Annotated in this window: 23 protein-coding genes and 1 tRNA gene; 14 read left to right on the top strand and 10 right to left on the bottom strand. The window is 43.4% G+C overall.

Annotated elements, in window-relative coordinates:
• Nucleotides 1–807: 807 nt before the first annotated feature.
• The 4 genes from EO130_RS05905 to EO130_RS05890 form a co-directional block, all read right to left on the bottom strand.
• Nucleotides 808–1,758, bottom strand: coding sequence for a PorP/SprF family type IX secretion system membrane protein (locus tag EO130_RS05905; RefSeq protein ID WP_127140589.1), 951 nt, complete (start codon nt 1,756–1,758; stop codon nt 808–810).
• A gap of 7 nt (nt 1,759–1,765) precedes the next feature.
• Nucleotides 1,766–6,961, bottom strand: coding sequence for a putative Ig domain-containing protein (locus EO130_RS05900; protein ID WP_127140588.1), 5,196 nt, complete (start codon nt 6,959–6,961; stop codon nt 1,766–1,768).
• Between the two features lie 98 nt (nt 6,962–7,059).
• Nucleotides 7,060–8,244, bottom strand: a complete 1,185-nt coding sequence (locus tag EO130_RS05895; protein ID WP_127140587.1) for an AraC family transcriptional regulator — start codon at nt 8,242–8,244, stop codon at nt 7,060–7,062.
• A gap of 205 nt (nt 8,245–8,449) precedes the next feature.
• Nucleotides 8,450–8,779, bottom strand: a complete 330-nt coding sequence (locus tag EO130_RS05890) for a gliding motility-associated C-terminal domain-containing protein (RefSeq protein WP_127140586.1) — start codon at nt 8,777–8,779, stop codon at nt 8,450–8,452.
• Nucleotides 8,780–8,875: 96 nt separating this feature from the next.
• On the opposite strand from EO130_RS05890, the gene EO130_RS05885 reads away from it, so the two are divergent.
• On the top strand, nt 8,876–9,088 hold the full coding sequence (locus tag EO130_RS05885; RefSeq protein ID WP_127140585.1) for a hypothetical protein: 213 nt from the start codon (nt 8,876–8,878) through the stop codon (nt 9,086–9,088).
• Between the two features lie 386 nt (nt 9,089–9,474).
• Here the strand turns inward: EO130_RS05885 and EO130_RS05880 are convergent, their stop codons facing one another.
• From EO130_RS05880 to rseP, 3 genes are all read right to left on the bottom strand, one after another.
• Nucleotides 9,475–9,699, bottom strand: a complete 225-nt coding sequence (locus tag EO130_RS05880; RefSeq protein WP_127140584.1) for a YgaP family membrane protein — start codon at nt 9,697–9,699, stop codon at nt 9,475–9,477.
• Between the two features lie 93 nt (nt 9,700–9,792).
• Nucleotides 9,793–9,866 (bottom strand) — tRNA-Asn (locus tag EO130_RS05875).
• A 69-nt stretch (nt 9,867–9,935) separates the two neighbouring features.
• Nucleotides 9,936–11,291, bottom strand: coding sequence for an RIP metalloprotease RseP (gene rseP, locus EO130_RS05870; protein WP_127140583.1), 1,356 nt, complete (start codon nt 11,289–11,291; stop codon nt 9,936–9,938).
• Between the two features lie 152 nt (nt 11,292–11,443).
• Between rseP and EO130_RS05865 the strand changes: the two genes are divergently transcribed.
• From EO130_RS05865 to EO130_RS05830, 8 genes are all read left to right on the top strand, one after another.
• A complete protein-coding gene (locus EO130_RS05865; RefSeq protein ID WP_127140628.1) occupies nt 11,444–12,118 on the top strand; it encodes an SCO family protein in 675 nt (224 codons plus the stop codon).
• A gap of 89 nt (nt 12,119–12,207) precedes the next feature.
• Nucleotides 12,208–12,450: a FeoA family protein gene (locus tag EO130_RS05860; RefSeq protein WP_127140582.1), complete on the top strand. Its 243-nt coding sequence runs from the start codon at nt 12,208–12,210 to the stop codon at nt 12,448–12,450.
• Nucleotides 12,447–14,663, top strand: coding sequence for a ferrous iron transport protein B (feoB, locus tag EO130_RS05855; RefSeq protein WP_127140581.1), 2,217 nt, complete (start codon nt 12,447–12,449; stop codon nt 14,661–14,663). Before EO130_RS05860 ends, feoB begins: the two co-directional genes overlap by 4 nt.
• A gap of 216 nt (nt 14,664–14,879) precedes the next feature.
• Nucleotides 14,880–15,278 (top strand): TonB-dependent receptor plug domain-containing protein, encoded by a 399-nt coding sequence (locus EO130_RS05850; protein ID WP_127140580.1) that lies wholly within the window; start codon nt 14,880–14,882, stop codon nt 15,276–15,278.
• Between the two features lie 93 nt (nt 15,279–15,371).
• Entirely contained in the window at nt 15,372–15,902 is a 531-nt protein-coding gene (locus EO130_RS05845; protein WP_127140579.1) for an RNA polymerase sigma factor, read from the top strand.
• Nucleotides 15,899–16,684: a HEAT repeat domain-containing protein gene (locus tag EO130_RS05840; protein ID WP_127140578.1), complete on the top strand. Its 786-nt coding sequence runs from the start codon at nt 15,899–15,901 to the stop codon at nt 16,682–16,684. Before EO130_RS05845 ends, EO130_RS05840 begins: the two co-directional genes overlap by 4 nt.
• Nucleotides 16,685–16,704: 20 nt before the next feature.
• Nucleotides 16,705–17,457: a DUF4097 family beta strand repeat-containing protein gene (locus EO130_RS05835; RefSeq protein WP_127140577.1), complete on the top strand. Its 753-nt coding sequence runs from the start codon at nt 16,705–16,707 to the stop codon at nt 17,455–17,457.
• Nucleotides 17,458–17,533: 76 nt separating this feature from the next.
• Nucleotides 17,534–18,244 (top strand): DUF4097 family beta strand repeat-containing protein, encoded by a 711-nt coding sequence (locus EO130_RS05830; protein ID WP_127140576.1) that lies wholly within the window; start codon nt 17,534–17,536, stop codon nt 18,242–18,244.
• Here EO130_RS05830 and EO130_RS05825 read toward each other — a convergent pair.
• The 3 genes from EO130_RS05825 to EO130_RS05815 are packed head-to-tail and all read right to left on the bottom strand — an operon-like array spanning nt 18,241 to nt 19,499.
• Nucleotides 18,241–18,633, bottom strand: a complete 393-nt coding sequence (locus EO130_RS05825) for a DUF423 domain-containing protein (protein ID WP_127140575.1) — start codon at nt 18,631–18,633, stop codon at nt 18,241–18,243. The genes EO130_RS05830 and EO130_RS05825 overlap by 4 nt on opposite strands.
• A gap of 12 nt (nt 18,634–18,645) precedes the next feature.
• Entirely contained in the window at nt 18,646–19,050 is a 405-nt protein-coding gene (locus EO130_RS05820; protein WP_127140574.1) for a DUF2141 domain-containing protein, read from the bottom strand.
• A 2-nt stretch (nt 19,051–19,052) separates the two neighbouring features.
• Nucleotides 19,053–19,499 carry a hypothetical protein gene (locus tag EO130_RS05815; protein WP_241244303.1) on the bottom strand — a complete coding sequence of 149 codons (447 nt, stop codon included), beginning with the start codon at nt 19,497–19,499 and terminating at the stop codon, nt 19,053–19,055.
• Nucleotides 19,500–19,622: 123 nt separating this feature from the next.
• On the opposite strand from EO130_RS05815, the gene EO130_RS05810 reads away from it, so the two are divergent.
• The 5 genes from EO130_RS05810 (at nt 19,623) to EO130_RS05790 (ending at nt 25,361) form a co-directional block, all read left to right on the top strand.
• Complete coding sequence (locus EO130_RS05810; RefSeq protein WP_127140573.1) at nt 19,623–20,363, top strand: DUF6090 family protein; 741 nt, start codon at nt 19,623–19,625, stop codon at nt 20,361–20,363.
• A 14-nt stretch (nt 20,364–20,377) separates the two neighbouring features.
• On the top strand, nt 20,378–21,136 hold the full coding sequence (locus EO130_RS05805) for an SDR family NAD(P)-dependent oxidoreductase (protein WP_127140572.1): 759 nt from the start codon (nt 20,378–20,380) through the stop codon (nt 21,134–21,136).
• 3 nt (nt 21,137–21,139) lie between these two features.
• Nucleotides 21,140–21,616 (top strand): hypothetical protein, encoded by a 477-nt coding sequence (locus tag EO130_RS05800; RefSeq protein ID WP_127140571.1) that lies wholly within the window; start codon nt 21,140–21,142, stop codon nt 21,614–21,616.
• Between the two features lie 137 nt (nt 21,617–21,753).
• Nucleotides 21,754–24,870: a VPS10 domain-containing protein gene (locus EO130_RS05795; RefSeq protein WP_127140570.1), complete on the top strand. Its 3,117-nt coding sequence runs from the start codon at nt 21,754–21,756 to the stop codon at nt 24,868–24,870.
• 89 nt (nt 24,871–24,959) lie between these two features.
• A complete protein-coding gene (locus tag EO130_RS05790) occupies nt 24,960–25,361 on the top strand; it encodes a hypothetical protein (protein ID WP_127140569.1) in 402 nt (133 codons plus the stop codon).
• The last annotated feature ends 40 nt before the right edge of the window (nt 25,362–25,401 follow it).

The following is a 25,401-nucleotide window of genomic DNA, read 5'->3' as shown; positions in this document are numbered from 1 at the left end:
GGTTGCTCAACTGAATTAACAGTCCCACGAGTTTTTGACGACTAATTGCCGACCCTTCCTATCCAACGGCGTTCGGAGAAGGATTTTTTATGTATGGACATTGATAACACATTCGCCAACTTCATATCCGCTTGTTCTCGTGGTTGGCTTTGCCGGTCATAAGGTACGACCCATAAATATCTGTTCCTTGTGTTCTACTTTAATAAATATAGTGAGATTTGGAAAAGGAAAGCTTTTTTCTAAAAAAAGTTGAAAATTATTCCAACAGCCCTTTCAGTTCCCTTAAATAACCCTCAGTTTTGAATCCAAACCAATATTCAAACTCTTCCAGTGTAAATCTTCAACTAAAAGTGGAACGAGTGTAGGTAAATTCTCCACTACCATTTGGACCTTCACCTCAATAGCTAAAGGTCAACGAAAGGTAAATATCCTCTTTAACCAACCATATGCCCAGCTTTATTACTTCCAAACGAGGCATGCAGGCTCCATCAGTTGTATTCCCATCTACCAAGATAGGAAAGTCATCAATCACCTCCGTCGGCATGCTATCTTTATCCAAGTGCCTTAAAATAGGCCCACAATGTTGTGAAAGCTTACAAAGTTCTTAGGGTCGCCCAAGTGTAATGATCTAGGCTGTTTCAAAAATTACTTTTGATAAATTTCCGGTCATTTATCATTGGCTTTAAAAGGTTTCAAAAAGGCTTTGGAACAGATTGTATTCCGTTTCCAAAGAACAACCCCTTACTCTTGCAATAAACTATCCAGCATGAAGATAACACCACCTACTTCAAAGGTGTAAATGGCCGTCTATCTTTCAGGAACAACAACTGGGCTGGATTGGTTTTGGACTGTGTTTGATTTTTTGCCAAAAAGGTACCTCAGTACAATCTCGTGGGTGTTTCCCGCGGCCGCCCTAAGATTATCCCGTGTGGCACTTTCGTAAGCATACCCCAAGGTAAATCGCTGGGCGAGTTTTAAGGAAACTATCCCGGCAATGGCCTGGTCCGTTCGATAGGAGGCCCCTACGGAGAAGGAATCGAAAAAGGTAAGGGTAGAAAAAAGATCTACAGAAACTGGAACACCCTTAACGTAGCGCATTAAAAAGGAGGGCGACAACACTACATTGTCCGAAAGTTGAAAATCATAACCAGAACTGGCGTACACATGCGCCCGTGAGGCCATCACGGTAGCGGTCCCGTCTTGATCCCCGGCACTATCGGTAGTCAACAAACGAGGCGAGGACAGTGAAAAATAAAACTGCTTCGCCGTAAAGTAGGCGCCAACGCCGATGTTGGGATTGAACTGACTGATATCCGAAAGCGAGGGGTCCATCATGACATTATAGGTTTCGAGTCCACTGGCATTGATAGAAAAGTTGGTCCCACCGGCCTTTAATCCAAAGTAGATATTGGATGCCTCACTGAGCTGTACCCGATACGAAAAGTCAACAAAGACTCCTGTTTGCTTATCCACAAACACTTTATCCTGAATCACGGACAACCCCATCCCCAACTTATTGCCCATAGGCAACCCCAGGGACACTGCAGCAGTTTCCGGGGCATCCGGAATATCCGTCCATTGCCTTCTCAAGGTAGCGTTGACCCACGACTCCCCATCGACTCCGACCACCGCAGGGTTAATCACGTTCATATGGTACCGATACAAGGTCAAGCTAGTCTCTTGCTGTGCCATCAGCACATTTGCCGTGACCAACAAACTTATAGTTATAAAAAAAGTTTTCAACGAGAAATATTTCATGATTCTTTTATTGTTTTATGATTAACCACCCCTGTTCATCCACGGTACCATCCCCGTCCAAATCGATTTGGTAGAGATAGGAAGATGAATCGGGAAGAGCGGAACTCATATCTCGATAGGTCCCGTCCCAATCGTTCTTATAATTACGGGCTGCAAAGACCTCCTTGCCCCATCTGTTATACACCCGAACTTCATTATTGGGGTGGTTTTCGATATTGTAAATGACCCATGTATCGTTGATTCCATCACCATTGGGGGTAATGGCCTGGGCGATATTTACCTCCTGGGTATCGCAAACGTCCCCTATCCCATCTCCATCGCGATCTAATTGGTCGGCATTGGGAAGGTTCGGACAGTTATCCAAACCGTTATCCACCCCGTCTCCATCCAAATCCGGATCGTACTCATCATTGATACCATCCCCGTCGGTATCTATTCCGTTATCGTTGGAACCATCTCCATTCACATCCACATCGGCCCTGTTCTCAATACCATCCCCGTCAATATCGGGGTCGGTATTGTCCCCAATACCATCCAAATCGGTATCCTTGCTTTCGGTTTCATCAAAAGGAAAATCATCCGAGGTATCGTCCACACCATCATTGTCGTCATCGGGATCAGCATTGTCCCCTATCCCATCGCCATCAAAATCCACATCTTCATTGGGATCAAGTGGGAAGGCATCCTCGGTATCCAAGGTACCGTCACCATCGTCGTCCGTATCGGCATTGTTTCCTATACCATCATCATCCGTATCCAGGGTTTCGTTGGGATCGAAAGGGAAAGCATCATCCACATCGTCCACCCCATCATTGTCATCGTCCGGATCTGCGTTGTCCCCTATCCCATCGCCATCGGCATCCACAGACTCATCAGCATCCTTTGGGAACACATCTTCATAATCGGCAACCCCGTCACCATCGGTATCCTGATCGTCATCAGCGGACTGGTTGGGGTCCGTCGCTGGAAGCCCGAAATTGGGGAACCAAATGGTCTCCGCATAGTCCGGAACACCGCCACCGTCACTATCCTTGAAATCAGATTCGTCTTCTGGGTCGGTACCATCTATGGTTTCGATGTAGTCTGGAACCTTATCCCCGTCCGTATCTTTATAATTCAATGCATCTTCAGCATCGGTACCCTCAGTTTGCTCGACATAATCGGGCACGGCATCCCCATCAGTATCTTTGGGCAGAATGGACAGGGTAAGCACCTCTTCGTAGAATAAACCTCCATTATCCGTTGTTCTTACCCTAACGCTATAGGAGTCCTTTACCAAGAAGTCAAAGCTTACCAAGTTGACCAATTGGTCTCCGACAATTTGGAAGGCAGCATTGTCTTCATCTCCCTCACCTGCTACCAAGGTATAAGTAAAGGTGTTTCCAGTATCGGGGTCTGTCGTGGAAAATGTGCCCAACTCCGTATTCAATGCAACGGAATCCACAAATTCAACAGGACGCAACTGCAAATCGGTCGGTGCTGAATTGTAGACCAGCGTTATCTCCGAAGTCGAGGTAACCGGGCCCTCTATATCTATGGTGGCCGTCACCGTATAGGTAACGCTACCTGTCAAATCTTCTGTTAAAGTCCCGGAAATCTCCCCAGTGTCCGGATCGATCGTCAATCCCGCTGGAAGCGATGGGGAAACCGTGAACACAGGTGCTGGGTAAGCATCTATCGTAGGCGTGGCCGAAAAGGCTGAGGTACCTATGTTATAACTCTCCTGAGAATAAACGGGTGCTCCAACACCATATACGGCATAGGATGCAGTGGCCTGCGTGCTACCGTAATCATTGGCGACCGTAACCGTAAACTCCTTAAGGCCAAATACCGTAGGTAAACTTCCGGTAAGGGCCCCTGTAGTGGTGTTCAACGTAATCTCGGTAGGAAGGTCCGGTGCAATACTATAGGTTGCAGTTCCTGTACCTGCCACCGTAAGGGTTGGTGTTTTGGAAATGACATTTCCACCAAATCCTGCCGCTACCCCTGCATAGGATAAGCCGCTCGGTGCTATACCCGTTGCCAACTGAAAATCGAACGTACTGCTACCATAAGCATTGGTCACCGTTACCTGGTAGCTTGTCAAATCAGTTACCCCGGTAGGGTTCCCTGAAATCACCCCAGTTTCCGGATCTTTGGACAGACCATCTGGAAGATCGGGGGAAACGGTATATTCCAATGGTTGGGTCGCCGCGTCGAGTGACGGGTTCCAAGCATCCATATTGGTCCCAACGGTCAAGGTACTATCCGCAATGGTATAGGACAAATTAGCTGGGGCAAATCCCGTGGAAATACTGATATCAAAAGTGCCATCTCCATCGGTATTGGTAGCGGTCACTGTGTAGATCGTAGCCGTTGTTTCCGTTGTTGGAGTACCCGTGATGTCCCCCGTACTTGAATTGAATGAAAGTCCAGCGGGCAAAGCCGGGGCTATCGCCCAACTGTCCGCCGTACCGATCAGGGACGCTTTCAAGGAATCAATGGCCACGTTGACCGGATAGTCCTGTGGTGTATCATAACTGATCACTGGAGCTGCAGTAACCGTAAAATCGGTACTGGAGGAAAGTACACCGCAAGGCACAGTGACGGCAATAGCACCTTTTGCAGCCCCCACCGGAACAGTAACGGTAATTTCCGTATCACTGACCACCTCATATACCGCATCCAAACCATCAGTGAAGGTTACCTTGGTAGCCCCGGTAAATCCAGAACCCGTAAGGGTAACGGACCCGCCTTCGGGACCTGCAGTAGGTGAAAAACTATCCAACCCAATACCTCCCGTTGCAGATACCGTATACTCCAAGGCACCCATAGCAGGAACTGTTTCGCTCCGTGTTGTCCCAGAAAAATCAGAGGTTATCCCAACGGAGGCATCACCGGCCAAGCTGTTTTCCGTCGGTAACATGTCCAATACATCGGTACTCACCGCATCGGTGAACCCAGGATCTACATTAACACTAAAACAATCGTTGGGTTTGGTGTCCGTTATGGTATTCACGGCATCCTTCCATGCCCCCAGCGTAGTCACCTCAGTTAATTTTCCATTATCCAAATAATTGGAAACATAATTTGCACTGTTTTCAAATGCACCCAATACGGCTCCGGTCCCAGAAACATAATAGTTGTTATGATCGATGTTCAAATCATTGGAGAACACTCCAATTTCAACTGCAAAATGTGTTCCCCCCCTTCCATTTTCTATGGTATCGGGGTTGGAACGGGTATTTACAAAAATGTTGTTCCTGACGTCGGTTTCCCAGTTTACGTTCCGGTTGGTCGGTACCGAAAAGAAAGCCGCACTATTGAATACGCCGCCTATGCCATCAATGCTTACCGTATTATGGTAAAAATTGGTTTTACTATTGATATGATACAATCCGTATACATTGACATCCCCTGTCGGATTTAGCTTTATTACATTGTTGTCCACCATGGAACCCAGTGCTCCGGCATTAAAATACATCCCGAAAACATAATTATTGTTTGCAGAAGAAAATGCGCTCAACGAATGGATATAATTGCCGGAAAGATTCGCATCTCCACTAACATAAATTCCAGTGACCCTGCCGTGTGCCAATTGATTCATATAGCTCAATCCGGACACTGTGTTGCCCTGAACATTAAATTTACTACCATTACCTCCCACGGAAATTCCAACCAGACCGGAAAATGTATTACTTTCACTGTCGGTGAAACCAATGGAACTGGTAATGTCATGTATGTTATTGCCAGAAATCAACACATCTAAAAGAGTGGCACTACAATAAATGCCATTAGTGGTTATACTGCCGCCATCACCCAAGATACTGTTGTTGTACAATCCCTGTACCGTATTATTGGAAATACTGGAGAGTTTACCCGTATTGTAAATTCCCGCCAACAATTGTACACGGCTTGTGGATTGTGATGCTGCAAACAGCGATTTTGACACCGTGGCACTTCCTATGGTGTTATATTCGATTCGACCGTCTTTCGAAGCTACACTAAAAATCCCAGCAACAGGTCCGTTTTGGGTTTGATCTGTCCTGTCCGTTTTCAGGCCGGCAATGGTATTCCCCACTATGTTAAGGGTATCCGTATTGTAAAGACTGGCAATACCATGGGTTAAAGTACCACTTTCCAAGGAGCCTTCTGCGGTACTGTCGCCAATAACATTTCCCAAAACATTGTTTTCTGGATCCAGACCAACACTTACATTTCCTTCCCCAAGTGAGATGGCAGTGAGACCAACGTTTGTATGTATATTTTTAATGGTATTTCCAATAACGTAGTTGGGTGTATGGTCCGACGAGGCATCCAAGCCCTGCACCCGGATTGCCCAAAAACTGTTACCGGATTGCGTAAATTCCCAAGTACCTTCGGCAAGGGGACCCGAACCGCCTATATAATTTCCCTTTATGATATGACCTGTCGAATCAAAAATCAGAATCACATCGTTCGGATTGCGACTTGTAGAACCAACGGTAGTTTGATAAAAATGATTGCTTTCTATAACAAAACTTGAGCTTCCAGCGGATAAAGCGACCACAGTAGGGCCAGAACCCCTCATATAATCCTTAAATTGATTGTTGGCAATGGTATTGGCATAATTGTCAGCGCCGGTATCGTCTGAATTATAGGAGTTGATCGCCCTATTGTTTCTACTATTAAGAGTCGGGGCGAACATACAATATTCAATTGTATTGAAACTATTGCCCACCGTACTTGAGGTACTGTTACCGAATTGTACTGCGGGACCCGATGTGTATGCCGTTTCCACATTGCTGTACTTTACAGTGTTATAGGTAGCCTCGTTGATGAATCGTATCGTAAAGGAATTCGCGTAACTGTAGGTTTGTCTAATGGTTAAATCGGCGGTATCGCCCAATTGGTTCACCCGACCATCTATGGTCACATTATCCGCTCCATCCAGATCGATTATGGGTGCCCCCACCCTTCCTGAAAGCACCACCCCTGAGACTGTTGGATATATGGTCACACTGGAATAACCGCCATCAGCGGTCAAAAGCGCACTATTATTGTCGTTTACAGAGGCGGTAAGCTGAATTTCGATATCACCAGTGTAAGTACCTGCATTTATCGCTGCAAAAGCTTCTCTAAGCGATGCAAAATCCCCGGGAACTGTTATGGTCTGCTGCGCATGAACAGCAAAAAGACCGAATAATAAATATACAGCAACCGAAGAAAGTAAAATTCTTTTCATATAACCTTTAATTAAATCAGCAAAGGTATATTTCGAACTTTAAGTCATTGCCTTTCCAAAGGATATGGTGTCCTGTTTTCACAAAACCGAACAAAAAACTATCTAAAAGAAGCCTTATATACTCCCGGATTGACTCCTTTGACCTTTTTGAAGGCCGCATAAAAAGCGGATCGAGATGCAAACCCACACTCTTCACCAACAGCCTCAATGGTAATGACATCCGTGGATTCACTACACAACATCTCCTTGGCCTTTTGAACCCGTAAAACCGTTTTATATGCCGTAAAAGTCGTTTGAAATACATCTTTAAAGCATAAAGTGATATGGTGGTGCGGTACATTCATATCCCGAGCCATAACAGACAAATTAAAATCCTTAGATAGATAGGGCTCCCCATCACTCATATACTTCTCAATTCTTGATTTCAATCCGGATAAATACAGATTTTCCGTGGATACGGTTTTTTTGATATCACCAGGTAGCGGCTCCGGTTTCAACTCAGATTCTCCATTTAAGGAATAATACTCTGGAGAAATCCGGAGTACTCCATAGATAGCTTCAGGAAAAAGAAAAAAAGCAATATTCAACCCAAAAATCCCAAGCGCAGCGAACACCAATATTAAGTCACTTGCATCCGAATCCAAAAAATAGGGGTCCTGCTGAAATCTCCACATAAAAATGGCATAGGCAACAACGATGGTCATCACCAGTATATGGAAAACCATTAGCCATTGACGGATGGAATGTAATCGAATGTAAGAAAACCGTTTCTTTCCGGCCGAAACAAAAAAGATAAGATACAGGTCTACACAGATATAAATCAACAAAGAAGAAATGCGGATGACATTATTCATACCATGGGAAAACCATAGATTAAAATCAAACTGATCTATCTGATCGAGATTCGATCTCAGAAAAACCAAGGTCTCCTTCTTGGCCTCAAAAGGAATCAAAAAATAGTCTGAGATCAATCCTAACTGGACAATGGCGGGCAAAAAATGAAGCCAATCCCTAAAATGTAGTTGTGTCTTATCACAAAAAAGACCACGGGTATAAAAAAATATAAAAGGACCCAATAATAGAAACAAGGGCGTAAAGTGATTGTACAATATGGTCGCCGGCACCGAAGAAAACGCTACCCCTGTAAAATAGTGTGCCAAACTGTAAATGGAGAGTAGGATGATGAACCCACTAAGGAAAAGGGTATTCCTATTCTTATGGAAATTGTAATAAAAAATTACCAAAGCAATGGCAATCGATACTAATGTTATACCTAAAATCATCCCTGGAACTCCACTTTGGACCTTAAAATTAACTCTAAGGCTTCTTCAACCACGCCAACGAAGTAATAACCATAACCATTTGGGTATAAACGAATCATAGAGGGAATTGTCGTTCACCTTGAGCACTACTAAGCACTTTGACCCCTGTCACGGCATCAACACTATCAAGAACAAAAGCCCTTAGGAAATTTTTCAATTTCACCACTTAGTTCTCTCGTACCACATAAATCCAACCATCAAAATCAATCTTTCCATTACCATCCAAATCAATTTGATAATAATACGATGATCGAGGCAATGCTGCTCTGTTCGTTTTTAAACTCCCATCCAACGTATTGTCATATCCTTTGGCCACAAATACCTGTTGCCCCCAAGTATTGAAAACACGAACTTCATGGTTCGGATAATTCTGGAGGTTTTGAATAACCCACCTGTCATTGATACCATCACCGTTGGGAGTGATGGCTTCGGCACCACATACCTTGGTCACATCGCAAACATCGCCCACTCCATTTCCATCAATATCTTGGTGCATACCTCGCACAGGATCGAATTAAAAGGTGATAGTCTAAGAAAAAACTGTAAGTTTGTCAGTGAGGTATCGTTTTGACCAAAATCTACACAGGGGTCAATGACTTCCGGAATGGGGGTCAATATCACCGGAATATCCAATAATGTAGGAAAGGTATTAAAGGCGATGCTATATCCAAAAGAAACGGTACTGGAATATGCTAAAAAAAATAGACTACAAAATGGTTGGGTGTTGTCAATGACTCGAGAAGTGTTGGACCATAAAAGTCGTAAAGATATTACACAAACTTTAAGAAAAATAAACCAAGATTAAATTCTCCTTTTTATTGCAACCTTGAATATTATGAATTTAGAAACTTCCTAAAAGAAATAATTGATTTTTAGTAATCCCCATGTTGTTCAAAGCTGCAGGACAACTAAATCTTTTAGTGAATTTAAATCCTGAACACTATAAAATTGGAACAGGAACCATGTACAAAAGTTAAGGGTAAGTATTTGGGTTAAATATTATATTATTCGGGAAAATTTTAGCCTGAAATATTAAAGTTTGGGTTCAAATAACATTTTTTTCAATCCGCGTGCAAATTGCGTGCAAATAAAAAAAGCTCCAGAGTGTGAATTTCTCTGAAGCCTTACTGTATCTGCTCCCCCCAATTATTCAAAGTTGCAGCACAAACAATTCTATTTATGACTTAAGTTTTACTTACCATTCTGAATAGGGTCAGTATTTGGCATGAGTTTATTAAGGATGAAATAAACCGGGCAGAATTTTGTCATTGGACTTATAAGTTGAAGTCCACCAACTGCTACTGCGATCCACACAAAGTTCAAGTTGGATGTGTATAGCGTTAAGGCTGCACTGATTAAATACAAGACTCCTACAATAGCATCATGTGCTCTTACTTTAGAAACATTTTTTTCCATATTGATTTACTTTATTGGTTACATGAAGATAATTATTATAAATTAAAAAAACCGCTACACTATAACAGTATAACGGTTTTATCATTTTAATTGCTCCCCCTCTTGGGCTCGAACCAAGGACCCTCTGATTAACAGTCAGATGCTCTAACCAACTGAGCTAAGGAGGAATATTTTACCTTAAGCGGGTGCAAATATAATGGATTCTTTTTTACACTACAAACAAAAAAAATGGTTTTCTATTTAAACAACCATTTATACAAATCGTTGCCATTCGCAAACAACAATAATGCAATCAACAAAAAGAAGCCGACCATTTGGGCATACTCCAAAAACTTATCGCTCGGTTTACGGCCCGTTACCATTTCATACAGCAGGAACATCACGTGTCCACCATCAAGGGCAGGAATCGGCAAAATGTTCATAAAGGCCAAAATAATGGAAATAAAAGCCGTTGTCGCCCAAAAAGCTGGCCAGTTCCAAGTGTCGGGGAACATACCTCCAATGGCTGCAAAACCTCCCACACCTTTATAAGCGCCCGTCTCTGGGTTAAAAATCTTCTTGAGCTGCTTCATGTAACTCGAAAGTGTAGAAACTCCTTTGTTGATTCCGGCTGGAATGGATTCCAAAAACGAATAGGTCTCTGTTTCCACCTTTAAAATCCCTCTTTGTTCCATCTCTTCCATGGTAATGGGTGCTGTAACAATCCCCAATTTACCATCACTGTTGACCGATGCTGTCACTTGATGCTCCGTACCATCTTCCCGACGGACCAGCACATTGATATCCTTACCCTTGTTTTGTTCCAATTGATCCATCACTTGGTCCCTATAAATGGCAGGTTCCCCATTGATGGCCAAAAACTCATCCTTTGGTCTAAATCCAGCGTTCTTATTATGTGAAGTATCAGGAACGTTGTTTACCATAAACGGAGTCCGATAAAACAAAAACCGAACCTTATCTTCGTCCTCGATCAAGGTCGAAATAAAGTCAACTGGTATTTCCTTTTCGATGCGTTCTCCGTCCCTTTCTATGGTAATGCGATTTCCATTGATGAGCTCGATAAAAACACTGTTGAAGGTTTTGAGTTCCTCGCCGTCCACGGCGATAATCTTGTCACCTGTTTGTATGCCTACTTCGTCACCGATTTCCTTTTCGAGCACCCACACGCCATCTTTTAGACTGTTCATGGGGATATATTGTTCACCGTAGGTATAGGCCATTCCGATATAAATAACGACCGCCAAAACAAAGTTCACGGTTACCCCGCCCAGCATAATGATCAAACGTTGCCAAGCAGGCTTGCTTCGGAATTCCCATGGCTTGGGCTCTTGTTTCATCTGCTCCTTGTCCATGCTCTCATCGATCATACCGGATATTTTTACATACCCGCCCAAAGGCAGCCAACCAATACCATAAACCGTTTCGCCGATCTTCTTTTTGAAGAGGGAAAATTTCACATCAAAAAAGAGGTAAAACTTCTCCACCCTGGTCTTGAAAAGCTTTGCTGGGATAAAGTGGCCCAGCTCGTGCAGCACGATCAAAAGCGATAAGCTCAAAAAGAATTGTATGGTCTTTATAACTATAGGGGTCATCCGTCGTGTTTTGTTAAAACGAACAAAAGTAACCTTTTAGGGATTGATAAAAAAACCCCCGCTTTTCATCCCAATAGGATTTAAGAAAGATTTAGCATCAAAACTTTCCTTTCTCTTTGATGAATAGCCATTTGGGCCGTAATTTTGTATCTATGCTATCATTCTTTGCCAAGTACAAAATGTTCGGGATAGTCATGTTGGTCCTTTCCGCCATCATTGTCTATTTGTTCTACAATGCCCTTCAACCCCAGAAAATGCTTCCGGTGTACCAACCTTCCATGGTGGATAAATCTTTGGTGGACAGTACCCTACACTACACCAAAAAGTACCATAAAATTGCTGATTTTTCATTGGTCAACCAGAACGGGGACACCATTACCCAAGACAACTACAAAGGTAAAATATATGTGGCCGACTTCTTCTTTACCACCTGCCCTACCATTTGCCCCATCATGACCAAAAATATGGCCGAGGTGCAAGAAGTGATCAAGGACGACCCCAACGTTATGTTGCTCTCCCACTCCGTTACCCCAGATATTGACAGTGTGGCCCAACTAAAAAGGTATGCAAGGGAAAAAGGCGTTATCGATAGCAAATGGAATTTGGTTACAGGAGATAAGAAACAAATCTACGAGCTTGCTCGAAAATCGTATTTGGCCGTTAAAAATGATGGTGACGGAGGTCCATTCGATATGATCCATACCGAAAACTTTATTCTGGTGGATAAAGAAAAAAGAATTCGTGGGTTTTACGATGGCACCGACCGTGAAGAAATAGCTAAACTTCTGGAAGATTTAGAAATCCTCAAGGCAAGTTACAAGGAGTAATACTTATCTTCTTTCTTTATGATTGCTTCCCGTAGTTCCCCATTTTTACTTATTTTTGGCCTTACTTATATTTATTCTAAATAAAAGCAGTGGCAACAGTAGCAGATTTAAGGTACGGACAAAGGGGAATAATCAAAAGTTTTTCGGAGAGCGATTTCCCGGTAAAACTGATGGAACTGGGATGCCTGCCCGGTAATAGCGTAGAGTTATTGCGCATAGCCCCGCTCAACGACCCCATTTACATCAACCTTAGCGGAAGCCACTTGGCCATACGACGGTCCTTGGCACAGCTCATTGAGTTGGAAATTATTGAAGAAACACAGCCCAAATGAGCAAAAACATCAACGTAGCCCTCATCGGGAATCCCAATACGGGGAAAACATCAGTTTTTAACCAACTTACCGGTCTTAAACAAAAAGTAGGCAACTATCCCGGGATCACCGTGGAAAAAAAGGAGGGTATATGCAAGCTCCCCAGAGGAGTAAAAGCACACATCCTCGATTTACCAGGAACCTACAGCTTAAACACCACCTCCCTCGACGAAAGTTTGGTAGTGGAACTGTTGCTCAATAAAAACGACAAGGACTATCCCGATGTGGCCGTGGTCATCAGCGATGTGGAAAACCTCAAACGGAACCTCTTGCTCTTTACCCAGATCAAGGATCTAAAGATTCCGACCATTCTGGTAATCAATATGGCCGATAGGATGGACCGAAAGGGGATTTCATTGGATGTGCCCGCCATGGAAAAAAAGTTGGACACCAAAATCGCCTTGGTCAGTACCCGTAAAAATACAGGCATAGACCGCATCAAAGAGTTGATCGCCGATTACAAGAATGTCTCTTCCAAACCGCTGTTAGATCCAGCCCGAATTTCCCCAGCATATTTTGAACGGCTTAAAAAGACATTCCCGCAAAACGACCTGTATAAACTATGGCTGGTCATCACTCAGGACGTCAACTTTATGCCCATTGAAAAGAAGCGCATCAAAGATGCCACAGATTTCTCCACCAAATCAAAAGATGAGCTCAAAAAGTTACAGCACAAGGAAACCGTGCTCCGCTACCAGCTTATCAACAATATCTTGAAGGATACTTACAAGGTGGATTTTTTGGCGGCCAAAGGACTCCGTGCTTCATTGGACAAAATCTTGACGCACAAAATCTTTGGCTACCTGATCTTCTTTGCCATATTACTGCTGATTTTCCAAGCCATTTTTGAATGGAGCTCCTACCCCATGGACTTTATCGATGAAAATTTTGCCCTAGCGGCCGAATGGATAAAGGCCACATTGCCGCCCGGGGTCTTTACCGATTTGCTTGCCGAAGGAATCGTGGCGGGAATCGGAGGTATCGTCATATTTATCCCGCAGATTGCCTTCCTGTTCCTCTTCATCTCCCTTTTGGAAGAATCCGGGTATATGAGCCGTGTAGTTTTCTTGATGGACCGATTGATGCGTCCCTTTGGATTGAGCGGAAAAAGTGTGGTACCCCTCATTTCAGGAAATGCTTGTGCCATACCCGCCATTATGGCCACCCGTACGATTGAAAATTGGAAAGAAAGGCTCATTACCATTCTCGTAACCCCATTTACTACCTGTTCCGCCAGATTGCCGGTCTATCTAATCTTGATTGCCTTGGTAATCCCAGAGGGCAGTATTTTGGGCCTAAGTTATCAGGCATTGACATTGATGCTCCTTTACCTCATCGGCTTTGGAATGGCATTGTTTTCTGCCATGGTACTCAACAAGATGCTTAAGATCAAGAGCAGGTCCGTCTTTATGGTGGAAATGCCAACGTATCGTCTTCCATTGCTTAAAAATGTAGTGTATACCGTTATTGAAAAAACAAAAAGCTTTGTTTGGGGGGCAGGTAAAATCATTTTGGCCATATCCATCATACTTTGGTTTTTGGGCTCCAACGGTTATTCGGATGATTTTCAAAATGCCGAGACCATCGTAACCGAAAGAATCCAAAACGAGGGATTGAGCACCTATAGCAAAAATTACATCCAAAATAACATTGCCTCCCAAAGGGAGAACGCCTTGGCCAAAGGAATTGCACCCAACTCCATTGAAGATTCCCTAAGGACTTTGAGGGAGGAGCTCACCGAAAGGGCCGTTGCACAGGAGATAGCCAGTTACAAATTGGAGCACTCCTACATTGGCCAGGCCGGAAAAGCATTTGAACCCTTGGTGAAACCCTTGGGCTACGATTGGAAAATTGGCATCGCGGTACTGACCTCCTTTGCTGCCCGAGAGGTCTTTGTGGGCACCTTGGCGACTATTTACAGTGTAGGGAGTGATGAGGAAGAAACCATTAAAAAGCGAATGGCCGCAGAACTGGATGAAAACGGCAAACCCTTGTTCAATTTGGCATCCGGTATTTCGCTCATGTTGTTCTACGCATTCGCCATGCAATGTATGAGTACCCTTGCCATTGTAAAGCGAGAGACCAATTCGTGGAAATGGCCCATGATTCAATTGGGCTTTATGAGTGTTTTTGCTTATCTTATAGCTTTACTGGCCTATCAAATCCTAATTTAATCTTCTTATGATCCAACAGATATTGGTTTATGCTACCTTATTGATTGCTGCCGGCTATTTGGTCTGGAAATTTCTACTTCCCAAATCAATCTTCGGAAAAGGGAAGAACAATTCTGGTTCCTGTGGCTCTGATGATTGCGGTTGTGGTTGATTTATAAGATATTTTTTGGGTTCATTTTGTATTAAAATCCATAGATTGTTGGACATTTTGTTCCCATGAAAAACCTCACATCCATTTTCTTGCTCATCATCTTGATGCCTTTTGCAAGTTGTTCATCAAGTAAAAACCCATCGTATAGCAAGTACGCTGCCCAAGAAATCCAGACGCAAAATAACAAGACCATTGATCTAATCGATAGGATAAGGCGTTTGCCGGGAATAACGCTAAGGGGCGGCATACCCTATTTTATCAAATCCGCCAATCAAATCTCTGGAACGGCCACAGAGCCGCTTTATGTGCTGAATGGATATATATTGGGCAATTCGTTTGAGTCGCTAGATCAATTAGTGGACAGTGCCACCGTGAAGGACATCGAAGTATTGAGCGGTTCGGAGGCAGGCTCCTATGGCTCCAGAGGTGCCAGTGGGGTCATAAAAATCACTACTTTTCAATAAAACATCATACCGCAAGCAAAACAATTCCCCTTCTGTGTAACCTTTCCCAATTTCTTGACTATATAAGATAAACGCCAACTAAAACAACAGCATTTGGAAACGCTTTCAGATGAGATGATCATGCAAAAGGTGTCCGAGGGGAACTTGGATTTGCTCAGGGTACTTTTTGACCGACATCATAAACACGTATACAATTTTCTGTATAAAATGTCGGGAGATCGAATGTTGGCCGAAGATCTTACACAAGATGTTTTTTACAAACTGATCAAGTATAGGGCTACCTACAACAACGGGTCATTTGTGTCGTGGATGTTCACCATTGCACGGAACAATGTAAAGACCCATTTCACCCGAAACCATAAATCCCACGACGATATCGAGGTTTTGGAATACAAGGCAGTGGAAGAGGAGAATGAAGTGTCGGAAAACAATGCCCACTTACAATTTGCCCTAAGCCAACTTGATCCATACGACAGGGAGCTCATTATCTTGAACCGATACCAGGAAATTAAGTACGATGACCTTGCGGAAATTATGGGAAGTACCCCTGGAGCCGTAAAGACCAGAGTGTGCAGGATTTTGAAAAAATTGAAGAATATCTATTTAGAAAGTATAGAGCCATGAAAAAGCAACAAGTTTTTGACCTAATACCTGACTATTTGGATAATACGATGGATGCAACGCAGAGAGCCGAATTCGAAAAGCATATCCAACGATATCCTGAGTGCAGAAAAGAACTGGAAGAGATGAAATCCTTTTTGCAGGTTTTTGAAGAAGAGATACCCACTCCTACAGATAGACTCCAATCCAAGTTCGAGGCAGCTCTGGAACTGGAAAAAATACAGCAGGGAAAAGTGGTTCACATGAAGAGCCAAAAATCATCCAACTGGGCAGGGAATGTATTGAAAATTGCAGCAAGCATTGCCCTATTGGTGGCTGCTTTTCAGATGGGAAGCATTTTTCAACAAAGAAAAGTAGACACGGATATTGCCCAACTCCAAGATGAAACCAAACAGATGAAGCAAACGGCGATGTTGTCCCTAATGGAAAATCAATCAGCAAGCAAGCGTATTCAAGGGGTAAACTATATCGAGGAATTTGAACAGCCCGATGAAGCCATTATCCAAGCTCTTGCCGACCGATTGCTGTACGATGAAAACGACAATGTACGGATGACCGCATTTGAAGCGCTGGTGAAATTTACCTCCTCCGAAACGGTAAAAACCACTTTTATCGAGGCCTTGGAGCAAGAAAAGAATCCAAGCATACAAGTGGCCATCATTCAAGCCTTGGTACAAATCCAGGAGAAAAAAGCGGCCGAACCCATGAAAAAATTATTGGAAAAAGAAGACACACAACCCTTTATCAAGGATCAAATCAGGGCAGTATTGCCAAGTATATCATAAACATCAAAAAAGCGAATATCATGAGAAAATTCACAATTATTGCAATGGCCCTTTTTGCAGGGGCCGTGGCCAAAGCGCAAAACGATTACACCAAATCCCTAAACGGAATACAATGGGTGAAAATCGAGTCCAAAACGGATATTGTGGTAAAAACACACAACACCAATGAATTGTTGATCAAATCCGGACCAGAGGTTAAAACACCTGATCGCGCCAAAGGCTTAAAATTGGTAGGCGAAGGTGGCACGGACAACACCAACGTAGGCTTCTCCGTGGTGCAGGACGGGAATACACTAATCGTGTACAACCTACGCAAAAACAAAGGGGCCGAAATCTATTTGCCCGCTTCGCAGAACCTCGCTGTAAAAAGCACTTGGAACGGAGATATTGAAATCGACGGTTTTTCGGGTGAAATTGAAGCCGATGCCCAACTCAATGGAGGGGTACGTATCACCAACGTAAACGGACCTGTCACCGCCAACTCCCTAAACGGACAACTGGAAGTAGTTTTTGGAACGGTAACCCAAAACTCTCCTATTTCTTTGTATTCGACCAACGGTGCAGTAGATGTCAGTCTTCCAGCCAACACTCCGGCCAATTTGGCCTTGAGCACCCTCAATGGAAATGTGTACACGGATTTTGACGTAAAAGCCGAGGATAAAAACGGATTAAAGTCCGTCTTGGGAAGGGATATCAAGGCATCCATAAACGGAGGTGGCGTCAAAATTTCCATGAAATCCACCAATGGAAACATGTACCTCAGAAAAAAATAAAGAAAACTGTTACATCTCGACTGCGCTCAAGATGACAAAACATCTATTCAATATTAAAATCAAAAATCGAACAGTCATGAAAAAAATCATTATCACGGCATTTTTAGGGTTGGCCACACTTACCCTAAGTGCACAGAAAGTCATCGAAAAAAACTTCAACTACTCTGGTCAGTCCATAGATTTGGATGTCAAATTTGCCAACAGCATCGAGGTAAAGACATGGGACAAATCCACCATTTATTTTAAGGCCGACATCACTATTGAAGATGGAAAGTACTTGGACAAGTTTAAACTGGATATTGATGAAAGCAACAGTTTCCTAAGCATCGCTTCCAACGTAAAGGATGTTTTTGACGCTTTTAAAGCCGAGTGGGAGAAAACAAGACCAAATAAAAAGGGATATTATTTTAAAGGGGACAGTTATGAGTTCAACTATGTGCTTTATGTACCCAAGGGAGCTACTTTCAAGGTAAGCAGCATTAACGGTGACCTTTCATCAGATTATGTTGAAGGAGACTTTACCGCAGATTTGATCAATGGAGATATCGAAATCAAGAAATACGATGGCAATATGGACCTTAAGACCATCAACGGCGAAATAGATTTGGTGATGAAGGATTCCAGATTGGTAGCAGAGACCATCCACGGGAATATTTATGCAGATGAAGGCTTAAACCTCACCGTGACCGACCGTTACGTGGGGCAAAAAGTGGAAGGCCGTTTCGATAACGCCACGCACCGCCTACAGCTGAATACCATTAATGGGAATATGTACCTGCGCCTCTAGATTAAATTGGCAACAAAGGAATAAAGCAAAAGGGCCCAACCAACGACCAACAATAGTCCCCCGATTGGGGTCACTGGGCCCAAAAAACGTGGCTTGTTGCCTTTTACCGCTCCCAAACAGAGTGCGTAAATACTAAAGGAAAAGAGTAACGTGCCAAAAATAAAGCAGTTGACTATCCAACCATCCAATGGCTTATCAAAGTTAAGGTTAAAGCCCAGGATCATTAGCACAATGCCATGGTACATTTGATATTTGACCCCTGTCTCAAAACTTTGTAGCAGTTCGGGGGTCAATTTCTTTTTTAGGGCATGGGCGCCAAAAGCTCCAAATATTACTGCTAAAAGTCCGTACAACGCGCCCATGAGCTGGGCCATAAAAATTGTTCCCATAGTACTGTTGGATTAAAGGTCAATATGGATTTCGTGGTCCGAAATCATCTTAAAAGCGCACTCGTGATATTTGGGCGGACCAAACGTCTTCATCTTGGCATTGGAGAATGCCACCTTTTCCTTGGGTATGCCCAACCAATTGGTGTCGAGTTTGCCGTTGTTGTTTTCATCATGAAATACGGCCAAGGCATATTCTCCAGGTGGAAGATCGGCAATATGGAGTTCCACACTGCCTATATTCGCAGCTACGCTGTCGGATTTCAACACACGGTCGAAGGATAAAAAGGTTTCGTCCGAATTATATACCGCAACACTGATACGACCTTTAGGATTGGCCACGTTGTTCACCCGAACGCTCAATGTGTTCTGTGCGAAGCCCACAACGGGCAATAAGAGAAAAAAGAGAAATGCCTTCATACCTATTGGACTTCTTTTTCGGTTTCCGTTTTGTTCAATAATTCAGTCCGTAAAATTGCGAATAATTCGGCAGTTTTAAGACTATCTCTCAAATTCACATACATCTTTAAGGAATCGTGGTGCACCAACTTTATTTTTTGTTGATACAAATCATCCACAAAAACATAGACCTTGGTGTTGGTGATGGAATCGTTAAAGACCCCTTTCTCCCTTTCCATCCAAGAAAATCCACTGGACCGTTCCATTTCCGGTAGTTTTTCCACCAAAAACACACTATCCAATTCCGCCAAAGGTATTTTTTGATAATAGATTCCAGAGTATATCTTAAGATACCCCTCCTCAATCTTGTGCCAGTTTTTATAATGTTCCACAAATACAAGAACACACAGCAACAGGGTCATGACAATCAACAAATTCCATAACCAATGTCTCTTTTTTGATTTCATCATATGTCTCGAAAATTCCTGTGCACAAATAAGCAATGCGTCACAAACAAAAGTAATCAATAGAACAACATGTGAATCTGTAGAATATTGTGTGCTAACTTATTATCTTTAAACAAACCACTAGCCATGCCGACCATCTTTAGAAAACTCAGGAAATCCCTATTGACCGAGAACAAATTCTCAAAGTATCTTGTTTATGCCGCGGGGGAAATTGTACTTGTAGTAATCGGTATCCTGATAGCACTGCAAATCAACACCTGTAATAATCAAAAAATACAGAACGACAAGGAACAGTTTTACCTCAGCGAAATCAAATCGACGCTCATTCAAGATTCATTGGCCATAAAAAAGGTGTTGGAATACAACATCCAAAAGAAGAAAGTGATCGGCGAAATGATGGGCATTTTTTCCGATACACTCAACAATAGGGAGCGCCTTGCCATATTAGATCGATCTACGGACGTATTTGTGGATTATCGCCTTTTTGAGCCCAGTTCCACCACCTTCAACAATATGATTTCGGCTGAAACAATTAGTGTAATCCAGGACAACCAATTGAAAAATATGTTAACCAATTACTATGAATACAACTATGCGGAAGGTCTCCAAGAACGTTTGGTGCAAATGAACCGAAAAGTAGTGGACGAGGCTTTTCCTGAATTCTTTACTCGGGAATTTGCCAAAGCACAATTAAACTTGGATACGGAGCTCAAACCCATTGATGAGGTGGAACTGCATAAAAGTTCTGTTTTTCTTTCCGATCTTTACGGCATCAGTTATCTTATCAATATGCAGGATGATTTTCTTAAACGAACCTTATCCGACATTGATAAACTCATCAAAAAAATAGACCAGAACTTAGACTAGCTATATTTGACCCTATGGATTTTACAGGAAAGTACGTATTGATAACAGGAGCTTCAAGAGGTATTGGAAAAGCGACCGCCATGGCATTTGCCAAAAAAGGCGCCAAGGTGGGCCTCAACTACAGGAGCAATGATGAAGTGGCAAAACAAACACTGACGGAATTACCGGGCGAAGGCCACCAACTTTTTAAAAGGGACATTTCCCAAAAACAAGAGACCGAAGCGCTCATTGAAGATTTTGTGAAAGCATATGGCCGACTGGACGTTTTGGTGAACAACGCCGGCATTTCCATTTTTCATGAAATTGACCAAGTGAATTTTGACCATTGGACCAATGCTTGGGAAAAAACCTTTGAAACCAATCTTTTTGCCGTGGCTAATTTGTGCTATTGGGGAGCCAAGGCCATGATGAAAACGGGGGGCGGACATATCGTAAATGTATCGTCGCGCGGAGCGTTTCGGGGAGAACCCACCAAACCGGCGTACGGAGCCAGCAAAGCTGCCTTGAATTCCATGAGCCAATCCCTTGCCAAAAAACTGGCACCCCATCACATTTATGTTGGAGTGGTTGCCCCTGGCTTTACCGAAACCGAAATGGCCAAAGAAACCCTAACCCCCGCCGAACGGGAAAATTTACTTCGCGAATCACCCTTTAAACGAATGGCCCAACCGGAAGAGGTAGCGCACGCCATTCTTTTTTTGGCATCTTCCGAAGCGGCCTATTCTTCTGGGACGATTATCGATGTAAATGGCGCATCTTACCTAAGAAGTTAAGGAATGAAGGCTGCTACCATTACACAACTCAAGAAAGAATTACAGTTCAAATCGCAAGAAGAGACCTTGCAGCTATGCCTTCGTTTGGCCCGCTTCAAAAAAGAAAACAAAGAATTGCTCACCTATTTGCTTTTTGAATCCGACAGCGAAGAAGGCTATATTGAGTCGGTAAAGGAAGAGGTCGACGCCATGTTTGAAGACATCAACACCAATAGTTATTTCTATATCAAAAAGAGTGTTCGGAAAATACTTAGGACCATCAAAAAATACATTCGATACTCTGGAAACAAGGCCACCGAAGTGGAACTGCTGCTCTATTTCTGTGAGAAGATGAAATCGCTACGGCCGTCCATCCACAGAAATAACACCCTAACCAACTTGTACAACCGCCAATTGGAGTATATCAAAAAGAAAATACCGTTGCTGCATGAAGATTTGCAGCATGATTATGGAGTGATTCTGGAAGAGCTTCATTATTGATTGACTTGTAAGAATCAATATATTCTTTCGAATAGTTCAAAATATTCAACGGTTTGGGTGATTTGGATCAATTTTCTCATCGATATTGAGTAAATTGTGTCATAAATTTTAACTACTCACAACCAACCTTTGACATCATGAGAATGCCAACAACCTCGATGAAAACATGGATATTACTCTCCATGTTCCTTTCAACATTGTTTATTTACGCACAAAATGCATCCCCTAGTATCGTCGACACCAGCTTTTATAGCGGTTTCGAATGGCGGAACATTGGTCCTAACCGGGGCGGACGTTCATTAGGAGCAGCTGGGAGTCCCTCTAGACCCAACGAATATTATTTTGGAGCCACAGGAGGCGGTCTTTGGAAAACTATTGACGGCGGAAACACCTGGAAATGTGTTACAGATGGCCAAGTAACGAGTTCGTCCGTAGGAGCTGTTGCCGTAGCCGAAACCAATCCGGATGTCGTCTATATTGGGATGGGCGAAACTCAGCTTCGTGGAAGCATTACCCAAGGAGACGGTGTATACAAATCCTCTGATGGCGGTGAAACCTGGACCCATTTAGGGCTGGAAGAAACCCAAGCAATTTCCAGAGTTCGTGTAGACCCCACCAATGAAGATATTGTTTACGTTGCCGCATTGGGACACCCCTACGGAGAAAACGAGGAACGTGGTGTTTTTAAATCCGTGGACGGAGGCAAAACATGGAAAAAAGTGCTCTACGTAAGCGACAAAGCCGGTGCCGCTGATTTGATCATAGACCGAAACAATCCCTATGTGCTGTACGCCAGTACTTGGCAAGTATACCGAAAAGCATGGAAAATGTGGGGCGGTGGACCCGACAGTAAACTTTGGAAGTCTACCGATGGCGGGGAAACTTGGACCGATTTGACCGAAAATCCTGGAATGCCCGAAGGTCCCATTGGTAAAATTGGGGTGACCGTCTCCCCGGTCGATTCCAACCGAGTTTGGGCTATTGTGGAAGCAAATGAAGGCGGTGTTTTCCGTTCCGATGATGCCGGAAAAACCTGGGAACTCACCAACAACGAACGTAAACTCAGACAACGCGCCTTTTATTATTCTAGAGTTTATGCAGACCCAAAAGACAAAGATGTGGTCTATGGATTAAATGTAGGGTTCTATAAATCCACGGATGGAGGCAAAACGTTTGATGAACGTATTACCACTCCACATGGTGACAACCATGATTTGTGGATTGACCCGAACAATCCTGAACGGATGATAAGTTCGAATGATGGAGGTGGCGTGGTAAGCATTAACGGGGGTAAAACATGGACCGAACAGGATTATCCAACCTCGCAATTTTATCATGTGATGGCGACCAGCGATGTCCCCTACCATGTTGCCGGCGCACAGCAGGACAATTCCACTCTGGCTATGCCCAGTGACGGCTGGGACTTTATGCAAGCTCGAGGACCGAGTTCGGAATGGTACTACGCTGTTGGTGGCGGAGAAAGCGGTTGGATTACGCAAAGCCCGACCAACCCCGATATTTTTTATGCAGGAAGCCAAGGAGCATTGTTGACCAGATACGACCGAAGCAATGGACAAACACGCGACATTCAGGTGTATCCAAGGTTTTTCTCCGGTGAACCTGCCAGTGCGTTGCCCGAGCGTTGGCAATGGACCTTCCCCATTATGTTTGCACCAAAAGACCCAAACGTAATGTATACCTGTTCCCAACATGTTTGGAAAACTACCAACGATGGACAGACTTGGGAAAAAATAAGTCCAGATTTGACCTATGCCGACCCTGAGACCTTGGGCAAAACCGGTGGGGTCATTACTATGGACATGAACGGCCCGGAGATTTATGCCACGGTATTTGCTTTGGCACCATCCAATCACGACATCAACACCATTTGGGCAGGGTCGGATGATGGAAAAATTCATATTACTCGGGATGGCGGTAAAAACTGGGAGGACATTACTCCTACGGAACTCCCAAAGTACTCCAGAGTAAGCATCATTGAGGAATCCATACACAATCCAGGGACTTTGTATGTGGCCGCCAACCGCTACCAAGTAGATGATAGGTCCCCGTATGTTTTTAAAACACATGATTACGGAAAAACCTGGACGAAAATCATTAATGGAATAGAAGACGGTCACTTTGCCAGAGCGATTCGCGAAGACCATATTAGGGAAGGCCTGTTGTTCTTGGCTACCGAGCATGGGGTTTACTTCTCCATAAACGATGGCGCCGAATGGCAATCCCTTCAATTGAACTTGCCCGATACCCCGATCAGGGATTTGGTGATAAAGGACAACGATGTAGTATTGGGCTCCCACGGCCGAGGATTCTGGATCTTGGATGACATTCAGCCGTTCAGGGAATACTCCGAAGACCTCAAAGAGCAGAGAAATGTTCTTTTTAAGCCCACCAATGCCATCAGAGGAATTTACAATGCCAATTTCCAATACTACTTGGAAGAAGAGGTGGACACTATCACTTTTTCTATTTTTGATGCAAACAACAACCTTATCGAATCTTTTGGTGGCAACCAACCCAAATATGAGGATTCGGGTGAATCTTCGTGGTGGAGCCGTTTTAGCAGTACCAAACCCACCACGGCAAAGGGCATCAACACTTTTACGTGGAACTTAAGGTATCCTGGACCTACCACTTTTGATGGTATCATTATTTGGGGAGCATCTGCTGAGGTTGGCCCGAAAGCTCCACTGGGTACTTATACCGTGCAAATGAAAGTAGGGGATGAAGTCATCAAGAGCTATCCGTTTGAGATTGAAATAGACCCCAACCTGAAGGGAATTACAGCGGAAGACCTACAACAACAGTTCGAATTGGCTTCCAAAATCACCCAAAAAGCCACTATTGCCAATGAAGCAGTCATTCAAATTAGAAGCATTCGCAAACAATTAGATAGTTTGGGCAAGGGAATCACCAGTAGAAAGTTTACAAAGCTATCCCAAGATTTTATGGAAACCTTGACCGAAATCGAGGAGGACCTCTATCAAACCAAAAACCAATCAGGACAAGATCCATTGAATTTCCCCATCAAATTGAACAATAGGTTCAATGCTTTACAACGAAGCATTGAAAACGGGGATGCACGTCCAACGGATGCCGCCTACGTGGTATACGAAGAACTGACAGAAGAGTTGAACGGCCACATGGCCAAACTAAACAATGCATTGGAGAACGACCTTCCAAAGGTGAATGCTATTTTAGCTGAGAACGGAATTTCAACCATAGAGGCCCAATAAGGGCCTCATGGTTTTAAAATGAGACTGATCCTAAATTAGAATCCCATAGGCTTCCTACGACCTATTATTTGTAATTTTATGTCGTCAGGATGAATAAAATTGTAATCATAGGGATATCCTTGCTCGTTCTGCTCCAAAGTGCCAATATCCATTTAAAGGATTTGATTGAACTTGGAGAATTAGTTGAGCATTACCAATTCCACAGTGAGGAATATGGTGACGACTTTATGGTATTTGTATCCAAACACTACGGAGAGCTCAAGGCTTCCCACAGCCAAAAACACCAAGAGGAACAGCAAGAGCACGAAAAACTTCCGTTTCAGCACCATCAAACCTCCTGTGCCCAACCACTCGTCTTTATTTTGAGTCAAGACAGTTTCATTAATTCCTGTCCGGAGTTGCTTCTAATCGATAAAGGAAATTTCCATTATCAAATATCCTATTCCCACATTTGGGGAGACAACCTTTTTCAACCTCCCAGACACGCATAATTCATAGTATTTCAGCTTTGCTGAACCACTTTTTACAAGC

Source organism: Flagellimonas marinaquae, assembly GCF_003992675.1.
In the GTDB taxonomy this organism is placed as follows: domain Bacteria; phylum Bacteroidota; class Bacteroidia; order Flavobacteriales; family Flavobacteriaceae; genus Flagellimonas; species Flagellimonas marinaquae.
Note: the sequence above shows the minus strand (reverse complement) of the source record. Positions and strands in the feature narration are given on the sequence as shown.

What these genes read in the sequence shown, in the direction of transcription:
- EO130_RS05905 (WP_127140589.1), bottom strand. Translation starts at nt 1,758, where the DNA reads ATGAAATATTTCTCGTTGAAAACTTTTTTTATAACTATAAGTTTGTTG.
- EO130_RS05900 (WP_127140588.1), bottom strand. Translation starts at nt 6,961, where the DNA reads ATGAAAAGAATTTTACTTTCTTCGGTTGCTGTATATTTATTATTCGGT.
- EO130_RS05895 (WP_127140587.1), bottom strand. Translation starts at nt 8,244, where the DNA reads ATGATTTTAGGTATAACATTAGTATCGATTGCCATTGCTTTGGTAATT.
- EO130_RS05890 (WP_127140586.1), bottom strand. Translation starts at nt 8,779, where the DNA reads ATGCACCAAGATATTGATGGAAATGGAGTGGGCGATGTTTGCGATGTG.
- EO130_RS05885 (WP_127140585.1), top strand. Translation starts at nt 8,876, where the DNA reads ATGACTTCCGGAATGGGGGTCAATATCACCGGAATATCCAATAATGTA.
- EO130_RS05880 (WP_127140584.1), bottom strand. Translation starts at nt 9,699, where the DNA reads ATGGAAAAAAATGTTTCTAAAGTAAGAGCACATGATGCTATTGTAGGA.
- rseP (WP_127140583.1), bottom strand. Translation starts at nt 11,291, where the DNA reads ATGACCCCTATAGTTATAAAGACCATACAATTCTTTTTGAGCTTATCG.
- EO130_RS05865 (WP_127140628.1), top strand. Translation starts at nt 11,444, where the DNA reads ATGCTATCATTCTTTGCCAAGTACAAAATGTTCGGGATAGTCATGTTG.
- feoB (WP_127140581.1), top strand. Translation starts at nt 12,447, where the DNA reads ATGAGCAAAAACATCAACGTAGCCCTCATCGGGAATCCCAATACGGGG.
- EO130_RS05850 (WP_127140580.1), top strand. Translation starts at nt 14,880, where the DNA reads ATGAAAAACCTCACATCCATTTTCTTGCTCATCATCTTGATGCCTTTT.
- EO130_RS05840 (WP_127140578.1), top strand. Translation starts at nt 15,899, where the DNA reads ATGAAAAAGCAACAAGTTTTTGACCTAATACCTGACTATTTGGATAAT.
- EO130_RS05835 (WP_127140577.1), top strand. Translation starts at nt 16,705, where the DNA reads ATGAGAAAATTCACAATTATTGCAATGGCCCTTTTTGCAGGGGCCGTG.
- EO130_RS05830 (WP_127140576.1), top strand. Translation starts at nt 17,534, where the DNA reads ATGAAAAAAATCATTATCACGGCATTTTTAGGGTTGGCCACACTTACC.
- EO130_RS05825 (WP_127140575.1), bottom strand. Translation starts at nt 18,633, where the DNA reads ATGGGAACAATTTTTATGGCCCAGCTCATGGGCGCGTTGTACGGACTT.
- EO130_RS05820 (WP_127140574.1), bottom strand. Translation starts at nt 19,050, where the DNA reads ATGAAGGCATTTCTCTTTTTTCTCTTATTGCCCGTTGTGGGCTTCGCA.
- EO130_RS05815 (WP_241244303.1), bottom strand. Translation starts at nt 19,499, where the DNA reads ATGATGAAATCAAAAAAGAGACATTGGTTATGGAATTTGTTGATTGTC.
- EO130_RS05810 (WP_127140573.1), top strand. Translation starts at nt 19,623, where the DNA reads ATGCCGACCATCTTTAGAAAACTCAGGAAATCCCTATTGACCGAGAAC.
- EO130_RS05805 (WP_127140572.1), top strand. Translation starts at nt 20,378, where the DNA reads ATGGATTTTACAGGAAAGTACGTATTGATAACAGGAGCTTCAAGAGGT.
- EO130_RS05800 (WP_127140571.1), top strand. Translation starts at nt 21,140, where the DNA reads ATGAAGGCTGCTACCATTACACAACTCAAGAAAGAATTACAGTTCAAA.
- EO130_RS05795 (WP_127140570.1), top strand. Translation starts at nt 21,754, where the DNA reads ATGAGAATGCCAACAACCTCGATGAAAACATGGATATTACTCTCCATG.
- EO130_RS05790 (WP_127140569.1), top strand. Translation starts at nt 24,960, where the DNA reads ATGAATAAAATTGTAATCATAGGGATATCCTTGCTCGTTCTGCTCCAA.